17 protein-coding genes are annotated in these 15,994 nt (G+C 74.5%); 4 read left to right on the forward strand and 13 right to left on the reverse strand.

Translation table 11 applies throughout. From position 1 onward, the window contains the following. Positions 1-100: 100 nt before the first annotated feature. From Q8R60_02990 to Q8R60_03005, 4 genes are all read right to left on the reverse strand, one after another. Positions 101-2,374: a [protein-PII] uridylyltransferase gene (locus tag Q8R60_02990; GenBank protein MDP3711438.1), complete on the reverse strand. Its 2,274-nt coding sequence runs from the start codon at positions 2,372-2,374 to the stop codon at positions 101-103. Positions 2,375-2,444: 70 nt separating this feature from the next. After that, positions 2,445-2,783 carry a P-II family nitrogen regulator gene (locus Q8R60_02995; protein MDP3711439.1) on the reverse strand — a complete coding sequence of 113 codons (339 nt, stop codon included), beginning with the start codon at positions 2,781-2,783 and terminating at the stop codon, positions 2,445-2,447. Beyond that, entirely contained in the window at positions 2,780-3,118 is a 339-nt protein-coding gene (locus tag Q8R60_03000; GenBank protein ID MDP3711440.1) for a P-II family nitrogen regulator, read from the reverse strand. Before Q8R60_03000 ends, Q8R60_02995 begins: the two co-directional genes overlap by 4 nt. After that, on the reverse strand, positions 3,115-4,524 hold the full coding sequence (locus Q8R60_03005) for an ammonium transporter (protein MDP3711441.1): 1,410 nt from the start codon (positions 4,522-4,524) through the stop codon (positions 3,115-3,117). Before Q8R60_03005 ends, Q8R60_03000 begins: the two co-directional genes overlap by 4 nt. Before the next feature lie 152 nt (positions 4,525-4,676). Between Q8R60_03005 and Q8R60_03010 the strand changes: the two genes are divergently transcribed. Genes Q8R60_03010 through Q8R60_03020 form a run of 3 tightly spaced genes read left to right on the forward strand, consistent with a single transcriptional unit; the run spans position 4,677 to position 5,909 of the window. Beyond that, positions 4,677-5,258 carry a class I SAM-dependent methyltransferase gene (locus tag Q8R60_03010; protein ID MDP3711442.1) on the forward strand — a complete coding sequence of 194 codons (582 nt, stop codon included), beginning with the start codon at positions 4,677-4,679 and terminating at the stop codon, positions 5,256-5,258. A 31-nt stretch (positions 5,259-5,289) separates the two neighbouring features. Further along, positions 5,290-5,520, forward strand: a complete 231-nt coding sequence (locus tag Q8R60_03015) for a hypothetical protein (protein ID MDP3711443.1) — start codon at positions 5,290-5,292, stop codon at positions 5,518-5,520. After that, positions 5,517-5,909, forward strand: a complete 393-nt coding sequence (locus tag Q8R60_03020; protein MDP3711444.1) for a type II toxin-antitoxin system VapC family toxin — start codon at positions 5,517-5,519, stop codon at positions 5,907-5,909. Before Q8R60_03015 ends, Q8R60_03020 begins: the two co-directional genes overlap by 4 nt. 4 nt (positions 5,910-5,913) lie before the next feature. On the opposite strand, the gene ftsY is transcribed toward Q8R60_03020, so the two are convergent. From ftsY to Q8R60_03045, 5 genes are all read right to left on the reverse strand, one after another. Then, positions 5,914-7,104: a signal recognition particle-docking protein FtsY gene (gene ftsY / locus Q8R60_03025; protein MDP3711445.1), complete on the reverse strand. Its 1,191-nt coding sequence runs from the start codon at positions 7,102-7,104 to the stop codon at positions 5,914-5,916. 30 nt (positions 7,105-7,134) lie between these two features. Then, positions 7,135-8,583: an aminotransferase class V-fold PLP-dependent enzyme gene (locus Q8R60_03030; GenBank protein ID MDP3711446.1), complete on the reverse strand. Its 1,449-nt coding sequence runs from the start codon at positions 8,581-8,583 to the stop codon at positions 7,135-7,137. Positions 8,584-8,597: 14 nt separating this feature from the next. Then, entirely contained in the window at positions 8,598-12,134 is a 3,537-nt protein-coding gene (gene smc, locus Q8R60_03035; protein ID MDP3711447.1) for a chromosome segregation protein SMC, read from the reverse strand. A gap of 142 nt (positions 12,135-12,276) precedes the next feature. Further along, complete coding sequence (locus Q8R60_03040; GenBank protein MDP3711448.1) at positions 12,277-12,474, reverse strand: hypothetical protein; 198 nt, start codon at positions 12,472-12,474, stop codon at positions 12,277-12,279. A 181-nt stretch (positions 12,475-12,655) separates the two neighbouring features. Next, positions 12,656-12,928, reverse strand: coding sequence for an acylphosphatase (locus Q8R60_03045; protein MDP3711449.1), 273 nt, complete (start codon positions 12,926-12,928; stop codon positions 12,656-12,658). A gap of 18 nt (positions 12,929-12,946) precedes the next feature. Between Q8R60_03045 and Q8R60_03050 the strand changes: the two genes are divergently transcribed. After that, positions 12,947-13,144, forward strand: a complete 198-nt coding sequence (locus Q8R60_03050) for a hypothetical protein (GenBank protein MDP3711450.1) — start codon at positions 12,947-12,949, stop codon at positions 13,142-13,144. On the opposite strand, the gene mutM is transcribed toward Q8R60_03050, so the two are convergent. From mutM to plsX, 4 genes are read right to left on the reverse strand one after another with little or no spacing between them, the layout of a single operon-like run. Further along, positions 13,132-13,983, reverse strand: coding sequence for a bifunctional DNA-formamidopyrimidine glycosylase/DNA-(apurinic or apyrimidinic site) lyase (mutM, locus tag Q8R60_03055; protein MDP3711451.1), 852 nt, complete (start codon positions 13,981-13,983; stop codon positions 13,132-13,134). The genes Q8R60_03050 and mutM overlap by 13 nt on opposite strands. Further along, positions 13,983-14,702, reverse strand: coding sequence for a ribonuclease III (gene rnc, locus Q8R60_03060; GenBank protein MDP3711452.1), 720 nt, complete (start codon positions 14,700-14,702; stop codon positions 13,983-13,985). Before rnc ends, mutM begins: the two co-directional genes overlap by 1 nt. Continuing rightward, positions 14,699-14,968, reverse strand: coding sequence for an acyl carrier protein (locus Q8R60_03065; protein ID MDP3711453.1), 270 nt, complete (start codon positions 14,966-14,968; stop codon positions 14,699-14,701). The genes rnc and Q8R60_03065 overlap by 4 nt, the downstream gene beginning before the upstream one ends. Next, on the reverse strand, positions 14,965-15,975 hold the full coding sequence (plsX, locus tag Q8R60_03070) for a phosphate acyltransferase PlsX (protein ID MDP3711454.1): 1,011 nt from the start codon (positions 15,973-15,975) through the stop codon (positions 14,965-14,967). The genes Q8R60_03065 and plsX overlap by 4 nt, the downstream gene beginning before the upstream one ends. Between the last annotated feature and the right edge of the window lie 19 nt (positions 15,976-15,994).

The raw sequence follows: 15,994 nt of genomic DNA on the forward strand, positions 1-15,994 counted from the left end.
CGCCTGCCCCACCCCCCTCCTCCCCCGGAACGTCCGCTCACCCGGACCCGCTCGCGCGGCGCCCGAGCGGACGCTGTCGTGGTCGGTGTGGTCAGGCGGGTCAGGCGAGGGCGGCGAGGACCTCGGCGGTGACGCGGTCGCGCAGCGCCGGGTCGGTGAGCTTGCCGCCATCGGGGCCGACGACGTAGAAGGCGTCGACGACGTCCGCACCCAGGGTCGAGACGTGCGCCGTGCGGACGTCGAGCCCGCAGGTCGACAGCGCCGCGGTGATGCGGTGCAGCACGCCGGCGCCGTCGGCGGCGCGGACCTCGACGACGGTCGCGGTGTCGGAGGCGTCGTCGACCAGGCGCACCGTCGCGGGGGCGACAGGCACAGGGGTACGCCGGGGGTAGGCGGCCTCCTTGACGGCGAGCCGGTCGCGCAGCGGGAGCGACCCGTCGAGAGCATGCCGTAGGTCGTCACGGACCAGCGCCCAGTCCGGCAGCGACCCGAAGCGCGGCGCGACCTGGAACTGCGAGACCGCGCTCGGCCCGACGATCCGCACCGAGGCCGCCCGGACCTCGAGCTGGTGCAGCGACAGCACGCCCGCGGCGACCGACAGCAGCCCCGGCCGGTCGGGCGTGACGACCGTGACCTGCTCGCCGTCGACCTCGAGGGCCAGCTGCCCGCGGGCGGCCAGCTCCTGCGCGCGCTCGGTCAGCGGCGGGTCCGGGGCCACGGGGCGGCCCGCGAGTAGGCCGGCTGTGCGGCGTACGAGCTCGTCGATGAGCTGGCCCTTCCACGGCGACCAGGCGGCGGGGCCGGTGGCTGTGCTGTCGGCCTCGGTGAGGGCGTGCAGCAGCTCGAGGACCTCGGCGCTGCCGACCGCCTCGGCGACGGCGGTCGCGGTGGCGGGGTCGGCGAGGTCGCGACGGGTCGCGACGTCGGGCAGCAGCAGGTGGTGGCGGACCATCGCGATGAGCACGTCGACGTCGTCCGGCGGCAGACCGAGCCGCGGCCCGATCTCCGCGACGACGCGCATCCCGACGTCGGTGTGGTCGCCGGGCAGGCCCTTGCCGATGTCGTGGAGCAGCGCGCCGAGCAGCAGCAGGTCGGGGCGCGCGACCCGGCGGGTGCGGGCGGCCGCGCCGACGGCGGCCTCGACCAGGTGCCGGTCGACGGTGAAGCGGTGGTAGCTGTTGCGCTGCGGCTTGCTGCGGACCTGCTCCCACTCGGGCAGCAGCCGGACCAGCAGGCCGTACTGGTCGAGGGCCTCCATCACCGCCACGGTGCCGGGACCGGCGCCGAGCAGGCCGACGAAGTGGTCGAGCGCCTCGCGCGGCCACGGCACCGGCAGGTCCGGGGCGGCCGTGACCCGCTCCAGCGCGATCGGTGAGATCGGCAGGCCGGCGCGGGCTGCGGCCTCCGCGACCCGCAGCACCAGCACCGGGTCGCTCTCGGGGGTCGCGTCACGGGCGAGCACGACCTCGCCGTCCTGCTCGACGACGTCGTCGGCGAGCGGCCGGCGGACCGGGCCGGGGGCGCGCCGGCCCAGCAGCCGCTTGCGGGGCGGTGGGGTGATGCGCCGCCAGACGGTGTCGGACGCGAAAGCGATCGCCCGGCCGGCACCGGAGACCGCCGCCATCAGCGCGTCGGCGTCGGCCATCCCGAGCGCGGCCGCGACGGCGTCCTGCTCCTGCATGAGCAGCCGGTCGACGGTGCGACGGCCCGGGCCGGCGGTGCGCCGGTGCAGCTCACCGCGGACGTCGAGCAGCATCCGGTGGGCGTCGACGACCGCGGCCGACGGCGGGTCGGCGACCTGGGCCGCGGCGACGGCCTGCAGCGCGTGGACGTCGCGCAGCCCGCCGCGGCCCTCCTTGAGGTCGGGCTCCAGCAGGAAGGCGATCTCACCGGCCGAGGCGGCGCGCTCCGCGACGGCCGCCTTCAGCTCCGGCAGCCGTTCTGCGGCACCGGCCCGCCAGGCCGCGCGGGTGCGGGAGAGCAGCTGCGCCGACAGCGCCGGGTCGCCCGCGACGTGGCGGGCGTCGAGCAGACCGAGAGCGGCCTTGAGGTCGTCGCGGGCGACGGCGACCGCCTCGTCGATGGTGCGCACCGAGTGGTCGAGGCCGACACCGCTGTCCCACACGGGGTACCAGACCCGGTCGGCCACCGCGGCCACTCCCGGCCGGCCGTCGTGGACGAGCACGAGGTCGAGATCGGAGGCCGGCGCGGGCTCGCGCCGCCCGAGCCCGCCGACGGCGACCAGCGCCACCCCGGGGCCGGGGTCACCGAGCAGCTCGGCGAGCCACCCGTCGTGGAGCTCGACCAGGGCGGTCCGCAGCGCGGCGCCGGTGAGGTCGGGTCGCGCGAGCAGCGCCGCGCGCGTGTCCTTCACGTCACCCATCCTGCCTCCCGACAGCAGTGAGGGGCCGGGCACCCGCCCGACCCCTCACCTGCTGCTGCTGTCAGAGCGCTTCCGCGCCCCGCTCGCCCGTGCGGACCCGGACGACCTCGTCGACCGGGGTCGTCCAGACCTTGCCGTCGCCGATCGCACCGCTGGAGGCGGCGGCGACCACGACGTCGACGATGCGGGCTGCGTCGGCGTCGTCGACCAGCACCTCGACGCGCACCTTCGGCACGAACGACACGGTGTACTCCGCGCCGCGGTAGACCTCGGTGTGCCCGCGCTGCCGGCCGAAGCCCTGCACCTCGCTCACCGTCATGCCCTGGACGCCGGCGGTCTCGAGAGCCGCCTTCACGTCATCGAGCTTGAAGGGCTTGATGACCGCGGTCACCAGCTTCACAGCGCCTCCACCCCTCGTTCGCCGGTCCGGACCCGGACGACCTCGTCGACCGGGGTGCTCCAGACCTTGCCGTCACCGATGCTGCCCGTGTGGGCCGCCTTGGCGATGACCTCCAGGACGTCGCCGGCATCAGCATCGTCCACGAGGACCTCGATGCGGACCTTCGGGACGAACGACACGGTGTACTCCGCGCCGCGGTAGACCTCGGTGTGCCCGCGCTGGCGGCCGAAGCCCTGCACCTCGCTGACCGTCATCCCCTGGACCCCGAAGGACTCCAGCGCGGTCTTGACGTCGTCGAGCTTGAACGGCTTGACGACGCCCGTCACGAGCCTCACGAGGACACCGTCGCGGCCGGGGCCGTCCGGGACGCCCCGGCGAAGGCGCTGCCGCCGCCACCGATGCCGGTGAGCTCGTAGCCGGCCTCGGCGTGGCTGGTCTGGTCGATGCCGGTGATCTCGTCGTCCTCGCTGATGCGCAGGCCGATGGTGACCTTGAGCAGCAGGGCGATGACGAGGGTCGCGACGAAGGAGTACGCCATGACCGCACCGGCCGCGAGGGCCTGCTTGCCGAGCAGCTCGAAGCTGCCGCCGTCGAGGACGCTCTCGTAGCCCGCGGCGAACTCGCTGTCCGCGACGATGCCGATCATCAGGGTGCCGACGAGGCCACCGACGAGGTGGACACCGACGACGTCGAGCGAGTCGTCGTAGCCCAGCTTGTGCTTGAAGGTGACCGCGAAGCAGCACGCGCCACCGGCGACGAGGCCGATGAGGATCGCGCCGAGCGGGCTGACGAAGGCGCAGGCCGGGGTGATGGCGACCAGACCGGCGACCGCACCGGAGGCGGCGCCGAGGGTGGTGGCGTGGCCGTCACGCAGGCGCTCGGTGCCGATCCACGCGACGAGCGCGGCGGCGGTGGCGACCTGGGTGTTGACGAAGGCCAGCGACGCGATGCCGTTGGCGGCCAGCGCCGAGCCCGCGTTGAAGCCGAACCAGCCGAACCACAGCAGACCGGCGCCGATCATGACCAGCGGCAGGTTGTGCGGCTTCATCGGCTCCTTGCCGAAGCCCTTGCGCTTGCCGAGGACGAGGATGAGCGCGAGGGCGGCCGCACCGGCGTTGATGTGGACCGCGGTGCCGCCGGCGAAGTCGAGCGCGCCGAGCCGGTTGACGATCCAGCCGCCGGTGTCGGCGGCGAACAGCGACGCCGCGCCCGCGCCGGGCTCGTCGCCCTCGGCCGCGACGGTGCCGAAGCCGAAGACCCAGTGCGCGACCGGGAAGTAGACGACCGACGACCACAGGACCGTGAAGCCGATCCAGGCGCCGAACTTCATGCGGTCGGCGACGGCACCGCTGACGAGCGCGACGGTGATGACCGCGAACATCAGCTGGAAGCCGGCGAAGGCGATGTCGGGCAGGCCGAAGGTCGCCGAGATGAAGGCGTCCTGCGTGGAGTCGTCGATGCCCGCGTTGCGGATGAGCAGGTCGAGTCCGACGAGATCGGCGGTCCAGCCGAACAGGCCGCCCTCCGACGCGCCGAAGGCGATCGCGTAGCCGTAGACGACCCACAGGATGCTGACGACGCCGAGCGCGCTGAAGCTCATCATGAGCATGTTGAGCACGCTCTTGCTGCGCGACATGCCTCCGTAGAAGAAGGCGAGGCCGGGCGTCATGAGCAGCACCAGCGCGGCACTGACCAGCACCCATGCGGTGCTCGCCTGGTTGATGACGGGGACGGGTTCCATGCTTCTCCTCTAGGGCGGGGACTGCCCCAGAGACTGGCCGTCGCGTGTTTCGCGGGGGTCCCGTGTCGTGTTTCGCGGTCGTGACGGTTGCTGCGGCTGTGTTTCACCGACGTGAACACTCGGGCGGACCGACGGGCTGGCAGGCTGGTGCCGTGAGCAGGTGGCTGGAGGAGACCGGCGGGACCAGGGGCGAGGAGTACGCCGAGAGGTTCCGCGAGCTGGCCGCCTCAGGCGTGGACGTCCACGGTGAGGCGGCCTTCGTCGGCGCGCTCGTAGCCCCTGGCGCCCGCGTCCTCGACGCCGGCTGCGGCACCGGTCGCGTCGCCGTCGAGCTCGCCCGTCGGGGCTACGACGTCGTGGGGGTCGACTCGGACGCCTCGATGCTCGAGGTGGCCCGCCGAGACGCCCCGGACCTCGACTGGCGGCTCGCCGACCTCACCGAGCTGCCCGCGCAGGCGTCGTACGACCTGGTCGTGGCCGCCGGCAACGTCGTCGTCTTCCTGGCGCCGGGCACCGAGCAGGAGGTGGTGGGCCGGCTGGCCGGCGTGCTCAGGCCTGGTGGGCTGCTGGTCTGCGGCTGGCGCACCGACCTGCTGTCGCGGGCCTCGTGGGACGACCTCGCCGCGACCGCCGGGCTCGAGCCGGTCGCGCGCTGGTCGACCTGGGACTGCGCCCCCTGGCACGACGACGCCGACTGGTGCGTCGCGGTGGACCGGACCACGACGCCCTCTTGACATGCATTGTGCATGCTTTCATGCTGAATGCATGACCACTCTGCAGATTCGGAACGTCCCCGAGGAGCTCCATCGCAGCCTCAAGGCTCGGGCGGCACTGCAAGGGCGCTCCCTGTCCGAGCTCGCGCTCGACGAGCTCCGGCGAGCCATGGAACGCCCGACCCGCGCCGAGCTGCTCGCGCGGGTCCGCTCACTGTCTGCGGTCGAGGGCGTGGACGCAGCTGCAGCAGTCCGCGCTGAGCGGGATCACGCCGGGCGGTGATCGTCCTTGACGCCTCCGCTGTCGTGGAGCTGCTGCTGCAGGGGCCACGGGCTCAGGCCGTCGAGCGGCGACTGATCGAGGGGGCCCCCTCGCTGCACGCCCCCCACCTGCTGACGATCGAGGTCGCGCAGGTGGTCAGGAGGTACCACCTCGTCGGCGCCCTGTCGGAGGCTCGTGGGATCGAGGCGCTGCAGGCCCTCTCAGACCTCGACGTCAACCTCTACGCGCACGAGCCGCTCCTGGCCGGCATCTGGGCGCGCCGCGCGAACGTCACGGCCTACGACGCGGCGTACCTGGCCCTCGCTGAGGCCCTCGATGCGCCGCTCGTCACCCTCGACGCGGCGCTGGCGTGGTCGGCCGGCACTGTGCGCGTCGACCTCGTGCACTGAGCGGTCAGAGGGCGGCCTCGTCGCCGAGCAGGGCGTCGGCGAACGCCTCGGGCTCGAAGGGCGCGAGGTCGTCCGGGCCCTCGCCGAGGCCGATGAGCTTGACGGGGATGCCGAGCTCGCGCTGGACCGCGATGACGATGCCGCCCTTGGCCGTCCCGTCGAGCTTGGTCAGCACGATGCCGGTGACGTCGACGGCCTCGGTGAAGACCCGGGCCTGCACGACGCCGTTCTGACCGGTGGTGGCGTCGAGCACGAGCAGCGTCTCGTCGACCGGCCCGTGCTTCTCCACGACCCGCTTCACCTTGCCCAGCTCGTCCATCAGGCCGGTCTTGGTGTGCAGCCGGCCGGCAGTGTCGATGAGGACGGTGTCTACGCGCTGCTCGATGCCCTTGGCGACCGCGTCGAAGGCGACGCTCGCGGGGTCGCCCTGCTCGGGGCCGCGCACGGTGGTGGCGCCGACCCGGCCGCCCCAGGTCTCGAGCTGGTCGGCGGCGGCGGCGCGGAAGGTGTCGGCCGCGCCGAGCACGACGCTGCGGCCGTCGGCGACGAGGACGCGCGCGAGCTTGCCGCAGGTGGTGGTCTTGCCGACGCCGTTGACGCCGACGACCAGCACGACCGCGGGCCGGCCGTCGGCGTGGGGCAGGGTCTTCAGCGACCGGTCGGTGTCGGCACCGATCGTCGTCACGAGCTCCTCGCGCAGCATCGCCCGCAGCTCCGACGTGGTCTTGGCGCCCTCGACCCGGACCCGGGTGCGCAGCCGGCCGACGAGCTCCTGGGTGGCGGCGACGCCCATGTCGGCGGTGAGCAGGGTGTCCTCCACCTCCTCCCAGGTGTCCTCGTCGAGGGTGTCGCGCGACAGCAGCGCGAACAGCCCGCGGCCGAGCGTGCCCTGGCTACGCGACAGCCGGCCGCGCAGGCGCGACAGCCGACCGGCGGTGGGCTCGGGGACGTCGAGTGCCGGGGCCGTCGGGGCCGCGTCGACGTGGATGTCCTCGGCGGGCAGCGTGACGGTGTCGACCGAGCGCTTCGGGGTGTCGCGCGGGACCTCGGCGTCGTCACCGGTGCCGGGGGCGTAGTCGACGCCGGGCTGCGGCGCGGGCGGGAGGGACTTCTTGCCGCCGGGCTTGACGAGCGCGACCACGGCCACGACCGAGACGACGAGGACGGCAACGACGATGAGGAGGAGCTCGATCACGCCGACAGGTCTAGCAGAGCACCCGGGCGATCAGGGGGTGGCGAGCTCCCGACCGAGGCGCACGACCTCGGCGAGCAGGCCCTCGACGTCGTCGTCGCGGGTGCGGGCGTTGAGGAAGACGGGGCGGATCGCGAAGCGCCCGTGCGGGCGCGCCGGTGAGGGCGCGTAGGGCGTCTCCCGGCGCAGCCGCTCGAGCAGCCGGGCGTTGAGCAGGTCGAGCCCCTCGGACGGGACACCGGCGACGTAGCGCAGGCAGACGACGGAGAGGTCCGGTTCGACGAGCAGCTCGAGCTCGTCGTGGTCGCGCACGAGCTGCGCGAGCCGCCAGGCGCGGTCGTTGTCGGTGCGGACCACCTCCGTGACGCCGGCCCGTCCGAGCTCGAGCAGGGCGGCCCAGACCATGACGCCACGGGCGGGCGCAGACAGCTCCAGACCGCGCTCGTCCCAGCGGGTCGCGAGGTCGCCGTAGAAGGAGCGGTCGTCATGGGCTGCGTCCTGCAGGTAGGGGCTCGGCTCGCCGGTGAACGCGCGCTCGAGGAGCGCGGGGTCGCGGACCAGCAGCAGCCCGGCGCCGATCGGGGTGCCCAGCCACTTGTGGGCGTCGACGAGCACCGACCCGGCGGCTTCCCACCCTGCGAAGAGCGGGGCTACCCGCTCGTCGAGCACCGCCCACGCGCCGTAGGCACCGTCGACGTGCAGCCAGACGTCGTGCTGCGCGCACAGGTCGGCGATCTCACGGACGGGGTCGATCGAGCCGGTCGCCGTCGTGCCCGTGGTGGCGACCACGGCGACGGGCACCCGACCGGCGGCGAGGTCGGCGCCGAGCAGCTCGGCGAGGTGGTCGACGCGCATCCGGACCCGGTCGTCGACGTCGACCAGCCGCACCGCGTGGCGACCCAGGCCCAGGACCGCAGCCGCCTTGAGGACGCAGTGGTGCGCTTCGGCGCTGGCGTAGACGACCGGCTCGGCCCCCGTCGGCAGGCCCGCGGCGGCGACGTCGACGCCGCGGGCCTCGAAGGCCCTCTGCCGGGCGGCGCCGAGCGCGACGAGAGTCGCGGCCGAGCCGTCCGAGCTGATGACCCCGTCGCCGTGGTCCGGCAGCCCCAGCAGGTCGGCCGTCCACCGGAGCGCCTGGCGCTCGAGCAGGCTGCCGCAGCTGTCCATGTAGCGCTGGTTGGCGACGACGGACTGCACAAGTGCCGCCACGGTCGGGACCGTCGTGCCCGGTGCGGTGATGAAGCCGAGGAAGCCGTGGTCGGACATCGGGCTGCCGTGAGGCACGACGACGTCCGCGAGCAACCGGACGACGTCGTCCGCAGGCAGGCCCTGCACGGGGAGCGTCCCTGCCAGCGCAGCACGCCACGACCCCGGCGGGTCGTCGCGGTGCTCGAGGGGCGCGTGGTCGCCCCTGAGGAAGGCGTCGAGGGCGGGCAGCACCGCGGCTGTCAGCTCGGTGAGGCGACCTGTCTCCCGCTCCACGACCACTCCTCGCGTCAGGCCGGTTCGCGCTCGCGGAGCCGCTGGGACACGACCGTCGAGACGCCGTCGCCGCGCATCGTCACGCCGTAGAGCGCGTCGGCGATCTCCATCGTGCGCTTCTGGTGGGTGATGACGATGAGCTGGGAGGACTCGCGCAGGCCCTCGAGCGCCTCGAGCAGGCGACCGAGGTTGCGGTCGTCGAGGGCGGCCTCGACCTCGTCCATGACGTAGAACGGCGAGGGGCGGGCGCGGAAGATCGCGACCAGGAGCGCGATCGCGGTCAGGGACCGCTCGCCGCCCGACAGCAGCGACAGCCGCGACACCTTCTTGCCCGCGGGACGGGCCATCACCTCGATGCCGGTGGTGAGCAGGTCGCCCGGGTCGGTGAGGACGAGCTTGCCCTCGCCACCGGGGAACAGCGTCGCGAAGACGTGGACGAACTCGCGGGCGGTGTCCTCGTAGGCGCTCTGGAAGACGTCGTGGATGCGCTCGTCGACGTCCTTGACGACCGTGAGCAGGTCGCGGCGGGTGGCCTTGAGGTCCTCGAGCTGGGTGGAGAGGAAGGCGGCCCGCTCCTCGAGCGCGGCGTACTCCTCCAGCGCGAGCGGGTTGACCTTGCCGAGCAGCGCGAGGGCCCGCTCGGCGGAGCCGGCGCGCTTCTCCTGCTCGGTGCGGTCGTAGGGCACCGGCTCCCCCGGGCTGCCGTCCTCGAGGAAGGTGAGGACGGCGACCTCGGGGCCGTAGTCGGCCTGGAGCTGCTCGAGCGGGACGGCCCACTCCTCGACCGCGCGGGACTCGAGGGTCTCGATGCGCATGCGCTGCTCGGCGCGGGCGACCTCGTCGCGGTGGACGACGTCGGTGAGCCGGTCGAGCTCGGCGGACAGCTCGCGGCTGCGGGCCCGCAGGGCGAGCTGCTCGCCCTCGGTGACGGTGCGCGCGGCCTGGGCCTGCTCGCGCTCGACGGCTGCAGCGGCGAGCGAGGCGCCGATCCGGCCCAGCGCCTCTTGCGCCCCGCGCGCGACGTCCGCGGCGATCACGGCACCACGGGCACGCTGCTCGCGCAGCTCGACGAGCCGCTCGCGGGCGGCCCGTTCCTGACGGGCGGCCCGCTCGAGCGACTCGGCCCGGCCGGCCAGCGCCTTGGCGCGCTCCTCGCCGGTGCGGACCGCGAGGCGCGCCTCGGTCTCGGCGGTGCGGGCAGCGGAGGCCTCGCCGGCGAGCCGGTCGCGCAGATCCGTGGAGGGCTCCTCCTCCGTGGGGGCCTGCTCTGCCAAGGCGAGCCGCTCCTCGAGCTCGGCGAGGCCGGAGAGGTCCTTGTCGCGAGCCTCCTCGGCGCGCACCCGGGCCTGCTGCAGGCGACCGGCCTCGGCCTCGGCGGAGCGGGCGGCGGACGCGAGCAGGCCGAGCTGCTCGGACAGCGCGGCCATCCGGGCGTCGGACTCGTGCAGGGCGACCAGCGCGTTCTCGACCTCGGCGGTCGCGGCGGCCAGCTCGCCGGTTGCGGTGGCGAGCTCGAAGCCGAGGCGCTCGAGGCGGTGCTGGGCCTCGTCGTGGGCTGCGGTGGCCTCGTCGACGGCCGCCTGCACCTCGAGCAGCGAGGGCGCGGAGGCCGAGCCACCCACGGCCCAGTGAGCGCCGAGCAGGTCGCCCTCGGCGGTGACGGCCCGCACCGAGGGGTGCTGCTCGACGAGGTGGCGGGCCTCGTCGAGGGACGCGACGACGGCGACCTGGTGCAGCGCGCGGACCACCGCGGGGCGCAGCGATGAGGGGACGTCGACGAGGTCGACCGCCCACTGGGCGCCGGTGGGCAGGGCGGGCCAGGCTGGCTCGTCGACGAGCGGCCCGCCTCCGACGAGCAGGCCGGCCCGGCCGGAGTCGTCGTCCTTGAGCCGCTGCAGGGCGCGGGCGGCGTCGGCCGGGGAGGCGACGGCGACCGCGTCGGCGACAGCCCCCAGGGCCGCGGCGACGGCAGCCTCGTGACCTGCCTGCACGCTGACGATGGAGGCGACCGATCCGAGGACGCCGTCGGTGCCGAGCAGCGCGGCGCTGCCGTCCTTGCGGGCCAGTGACAGCGACAGCGCGTCGCGCCGCGCGGCCCAGGTGCTGCGGTCGCGCTCGACCTCGCGCTCCTGCACCTGCAGGGCGGCGAGCTTGTCGGCGGCGGTGGACCGGACGACCTCGGCGGCCTCGTGGCGCGCGTCGAGGTCGGTCTCGCCCTCGTCGAGCCCACCGGCCTCGCCCTGCAGGGTCTGGAGGTCGGACTGCGCGCGCAGCACGCGGGCCTCGGCGTCAGCGAGCGACGCGGCGATGCGGCCGAGCTCGGCCTCGGCGGCCGCGGCGCGGGACCGCAGCGCGCCGACCTGCCCGGTGAGCCGGGCCAGCCCCTCGCGGCGGTCGGCGACCGCGCGCCGGGCGGCGACCAGGGCCTTCTCCTCGGTCGCGAGGGCGGCCTCGGCGTCGGTGCGGCGGGTCACGGCGTCGGTGAGCCGCACCCCGTCGGCGGCGATCTGCTCCGCCAGATCGCGCTCCTGCCCGCGCACCGATGCGGCCTCGGCGTCGAGCTGCTCAGGGTCGCGGCCCTGCCGGGCCTCCTCGGGCAGCTCGGAGGTGAGGTGGCGGTGCCGCTCGGAGGCGAGCTGGGCGGTGCCGCGCAGCCGCTCCTCGAGCGCGGACAGGCGGTACCACGTCTCCTGCGCCCGGGTGAGCCGCGGCGCCTGCTCGGCCACGGCCTCGTCCAGGACCGTCTCGCGCTCCTGGAGCCCGGCGAGGTCGCGCTCGACCTCGGCCCGGCGCTGGCGCAGCGCGGTCTCGTCGCGGACCTCTGCGTCGAGGGTCGCGCGCAGCTGCAGCAGGTCGTCGGCGAGCAGCCGGAGCTTGGCGTCGCGCAGGTCGGCCTGCACCTGAGCGGCCCGACGGGCGACCTCCGCCTGCCGGCCGAGCGGCTTGAGCTGACGCGTCAGCTCGGAGGTGAGGTCCTGCAGGCGGGTGAGGTTGGCCTGCATCGCGTCGAGCTTGCGCAGGGCCTTCTCCTTGCGCTTCTTGTGCTTGAGGACACCCGCGGCCTCCTCGATGAAGGCGCGCCGGTCCTCGGGCCGCGCGGACAGCACCGCGTCGAGCTGGCCCTGCCCGACGACGACGTGCAGCTCGCGGCCGATGCCGCTGTCGCTCATCAGCTCCTGGATGTCGACCAGCCGGCACTTGGTGCCGTTGATGGCGTACTCCGACGCGCCGTCACGGAACATCAGCCGGGTCACGCTGACCTCGGCGTAGTCGATCGGCAGCGCGCCGTCGGTGTTGTCGATGGTCAGCGTCACCTCGGCCCGCCCGAGCGGCGGCCGGCCGGGCGTGCCGGCGAAGATGACGTCCTCCATCTTGCCGCCGCGCAGCGCCTTGGCGCCCTGCTCGCCGAGCACCCAGGCGATCGCGTCGACGACGTTGGACTTGCCGGACCCGTTGGGCCCCACGACGCAGGTGATGCCCGGCTCGAAGCGCAGGGTCGTCGGTGACGCGAAGGACTTGAAGCCCTTCAGCGTGAGGCTCTTGAGGTGCACCTGGCTGCCTGTCCGTCGGCCGTGGGGAAGGCCGGGGAGAGCCTACCGGGAGGCCTCGCCGGGCGCGGGGAGGACGGGCCGACCCCCAACAGCACAAAGGACGCCCCGGCACGGGACGCCCTCTGCGGGTGGAGCGGGTGGCTCAGGTGAGGACGGGCTCCTCGGTGAGCACGCGGATGTCGTCGTCGACCGTCACGGTCGCGACGAGCGCGTCGTTGGCGGCCCTGACACGGCTGAGCTCGGCCTCCAGGTCGACGACGCGGGCGCGGAGCCGGTGGCACTCCGCCGCGAGTCGGCTGTCCGCAGACGTGCCGACGTGTCCGAACAGGGCCTTGGCCATGGCTGTGGTTCCTCCGCGTCGACGGTGACGGTGGTCGTGATCGGTGTCCCGAGCACCCCGCACGGCGTCCGGCGTCGTCCATGTCTACCGGGTGTGCACAGGGGTGGTGAGTCGAGGATGACACCCGTCGGCGCGCGGGTCAAGGACCTGATCACGGTCCGGTCACGAACCGGGCAGACCGTCAGCGCTCGACGAAGCCGGTCTCCCCGCGCGGGTCTCCCCAGCGCTCCCCGACGAAGTCGACGCGACCCGGGGTCCCCCCGGTGCGCAGCGCCGCCAGCAGTGCCTCGCACGCCACGCGCGGCCCCTCCGCGACGACCTCGACCCGGCCGTCCTCGAGGTTGGTCGCCGCCCCGGACAGGCCCAGCTCGAGCGCCCGCGCCCGCGTCCACCACCGGAAGCCGACGCCCTGGACGCGCCCCTTCACGGTCGCCGTGAGGCGGACGGGCTGCATCCCTGGGAGGCTAGCGACGTGCTCGACTCCCCCCTCACCTCCGCGCCCTGCCGCTCCGCCTGCGACTGGCAGGCCGTGCGCCCACCGGTTCCGCTGTGGGCCTGTGTGGGGTGCGGGTCGCAGTGGCAGCCCGGCGAGGCCTGGGCGCCGCGTCAGCTCGACGGGTCGTGGCCGCCCGGGGTCCGCGAGGCCCGTGACACCGCTCAGCGCGGGTAGCGCGGACGCGGCTGGCACCGCGGGCAGGAGTACGACGAGCGGTTCATCCACGCCTCGCGCCGGATCGGCGTGCCGCACCGGTCGCACGGCTCGCCCTCCCGGCCGTAGGCGTGCAGGGACCGCTCGAACAGCCCGCTCACGCCCTCGGTGCTGACGTAGAGCGCGTCGAAGGACGTGCCGCCCTGAGCCAGCGACTCGGTCAGGACGTCGCGCGCATGGGCCAGCAGCTCGCGGGCCTTGGGCGTCGTGACCAGCTCGGTCGCACGGCCGCCGTGCAGGCCGGCGCGCCACAGCGCCTCGTCGGCGTAGATGTTGCCGATCCCGCTGATCAGGGTCTGGTCGAGCAGCGCGCGCTTGATGCCGGTGGTCTTCGCCCGCAGCCGCCGCACGAAGGCCGCGTCGTCGAAGTCCGGGTCGAGCGGGTCGCGCGCGATGTGGGCGATCGTGCTTGGGAGCTCCGCGCCACCGGCCACGACCTGCAGCCCACCGAAGGTGCGCTGGTCGACGAAGCGCAGCTCGCGGCCGCCGTCGGCGAAGCGGACGCGGATCCGCAGGTGGGCCTCGACCGGTTTGTCGTCGGGTACGACGAGCAGCTGCCCGCTCATGCCGAGGTGGCCGGTGAGGGCGTCGCCGGAGTCGAGCGGCAGCCAGAGGTACTTCCCGCGGCGGCGCGCCGCAGTGACGGTCCGGCCGGCGAGCAGGTCGGCGAAGTCGCGCTCGCCGGCGGCGTGGCGGCGCACCGCGCGCGGGTGGTGGACGTCGACGGAGGCGATCGTGCGGCCGGCGACGCCGCGCTCCAGGCCGAAGCGGACAACCTCGACCTCGGGCAGCTCGGGCACTAGTCCCCCGACGCGGCCGGCGCGGCCGGCGGATCGGCGGTCAGCGCCCGCCAGGCCCCCTCGGCCGCCTGCTGCTCGGCCTCCTTCTTGCTTCGTCCCCGACCGCTGCCCTTGGGCTCGCCGGCGATGACGGCCCGCGCCATGAAGGACTTCGCGTGGTCGGGCCCGCTCTCGCTGATGGCGTACTCGGGGACGCCCAGCGACCGCGACGCCGTCAGCTCCTGCAGGGAGGTCTTCCAGTCGAGGGCGGCGTCGTCCTGCGAGGCGGCGGCCATCAGGGGGTCGAACAACCGGCGTACGACGGCTGTCGCCCCCGGCAGCCCGCGCTCGAGGTAGACCGCCCCGATCACGGCCTCCATGGTGTCGGCGAGGATCGACGCCTTGTCACGGCCGCCGGTGACCTCCTCGCCCTTGCCGAGGCGCATCCAGTCGCCGAGGCCCAGCGCGCGGGCGACGTCGGCGAGCGCGCGGGTGTTGACGACGGAGGCGCGCAGCTTGGCGAGCTGGCCCTCGGGCAGGTCGGGGTGGGTGAGGTAGAGCGCGTCGGTGACGACGAGACCGAGGACGGCGTCGCCGAGGAACTCCAGCCGCTCGTTGGTCGGCAGCCCGCCGTGCTCGTAGGCGTAGGAGCGGTGGGTGAGGGCGCGCTCCAGCAACCCGATCTCGAGCGCGGTGCCGAGCGCCGCCTCGAGGACGGTGTAGGGCGGGCCCTTCCTCACAGGCGGGCCAGCGCGTAGTCGACGGCCTCGCCGACGGTCGTGAGTCCGTCGAGGTCCTCGTCGGCGATGTGGAACTCGGCGCGGGCGCGCGGGGTGAGGGTCTCCTCGACGATCTCGACGATCTCGACGAGGGCGAGCGAGTCGGCGGCGAGGTCCTCGCGGAAGCTCGTGTCGCGGGTCACCGACGCGGGGTCCAGCTCGAGCACGGTCGCGACGGCGCCCTGCACGACGGCCAGCACCTCGTCGTGGGTCATGTCGTGAGTCATGCGCTGGCTTCCTTCAGCTCGAGCAGGGCCGCGGCGACCCTCGGGACCAGACCCTCTCGCACCGCCTGCCCCGCCACGCCGACGCACGCCGCGACGGCCTGCGGGCTCGACCCGCCGTGGCCGACGACGCACACCCCGTTGACGCCGAGCAGCACCGCCCCGCCCAGCACGTCGGGCTGCATGCCCGCGGTCGCCTCGACGAGCACGGGCAGCAGGTCCTTCGAGGCAGCGGCCCGCTCCGGGGTGGCGGTGAGCGCGTCGACGACGGCGTCGGTGAGCATCGCCGCCGCGCCCTCGAGGCCCTTGAGGAGCACGTTGCCGGTGAAGCCGTCGGTGACGACGACGTCGGCCCTGCCGCCGTGAGGGACGTCGCCGCCCTCGACGCAGCCGACGAAGTCGACCGGCAGCGCGGACAGGGCCGCGAAGGCCTCCTTGCGCAGCGCGTCGCCCTTGCCGGGCTCGGCGCCGATCGACAGCAGCCCGACCCGCGGCGAGGCGATCCCGAGGCGGACCTGGGCGAAGGCGTGACCGGCGAGCGCGAACTGCGTCAGCAGCTCGACCGAGCCGTCCGGGTTGGCGCCGGCGTCGAGCAGGACGAGGTGGCCGCCCGGGGCCGGGATGACCGCGGCGAGCGCGGGTCGGCTGACACCGGGCAGCCGACCGAGGGTGAACAGCGCGGCCGCGAGGGCCGCGCCGGTCGAGCCGACGGAGACGACCGCGTCGGCCGCGCCGTCACGGACCAGCCGCGCAGCGACCCGGACGGTCGCGTCGCGCTTGCTGCGGATCGCCCGGGCCGGGTCCTCGTCCATGCCGACGACCTCGGTGGCCTGGACGAGCGCGAAGCGGCCACTGGCCCCGCGGTCGCGCAGCAGCGTCTCGGCGACGTCGACCGGGCCGACGAGGAGGACCTCGACGTCAGGGCTGCTGTCGGCGACGAGCAGGGCGCCGTCGACCACGCAGTCCGGGGCGCTGTCGCCTCCGAGGAGATCGAGAGCGACCCGGGTCACGCAGGTGCGGGTGTCTGGT

This window comes from Mycobacteriales bacterium, assembly GCA_030697205.1.
Taxonomy (GTDB): Bacteria; Actinomycetota; Actinomycetes; order Mycobacteriales; family SCTD01; genus JAUYQP01.

Coding starts and splice junctions, on each gene's coding strand:
- Q8R60_03005 (MDP3711441.1), bottom strand. CDS start 4,524: ATGGAACCCGTCCCCGTCATCAACCAGGCGAGCACCGCATGGGTGCTG.
- Q8R60_03015 (MDP3711443.1), top strand. CDS start 5,290: ATGACCACTCTGCAGATTCGGAACGTCCCCGAGGAGCTCCATCGCAGC.
- Q8R60_03040 (MDP3711448.1), bottom strand. CDS start 12,474: ATGGCCAAGGCCCTGTTCGGACACGTCGGCACGTCTGCGGACAGCCGA.
- Q8R60_03045 (MDP3711449.1), bottom strand. CDS start 12,928: ATGCAGCCCGTCCGCCTCACGGCGACCGTGAAGGGGCGCGTCCAGGGC.
- Q8R60_03065 (MDP3711453.1), bottom strand. CDS start 14,968: ATGACTCACGACATGACCCACGACGAGGTGCTGGCCGTCGTGCAGGGC.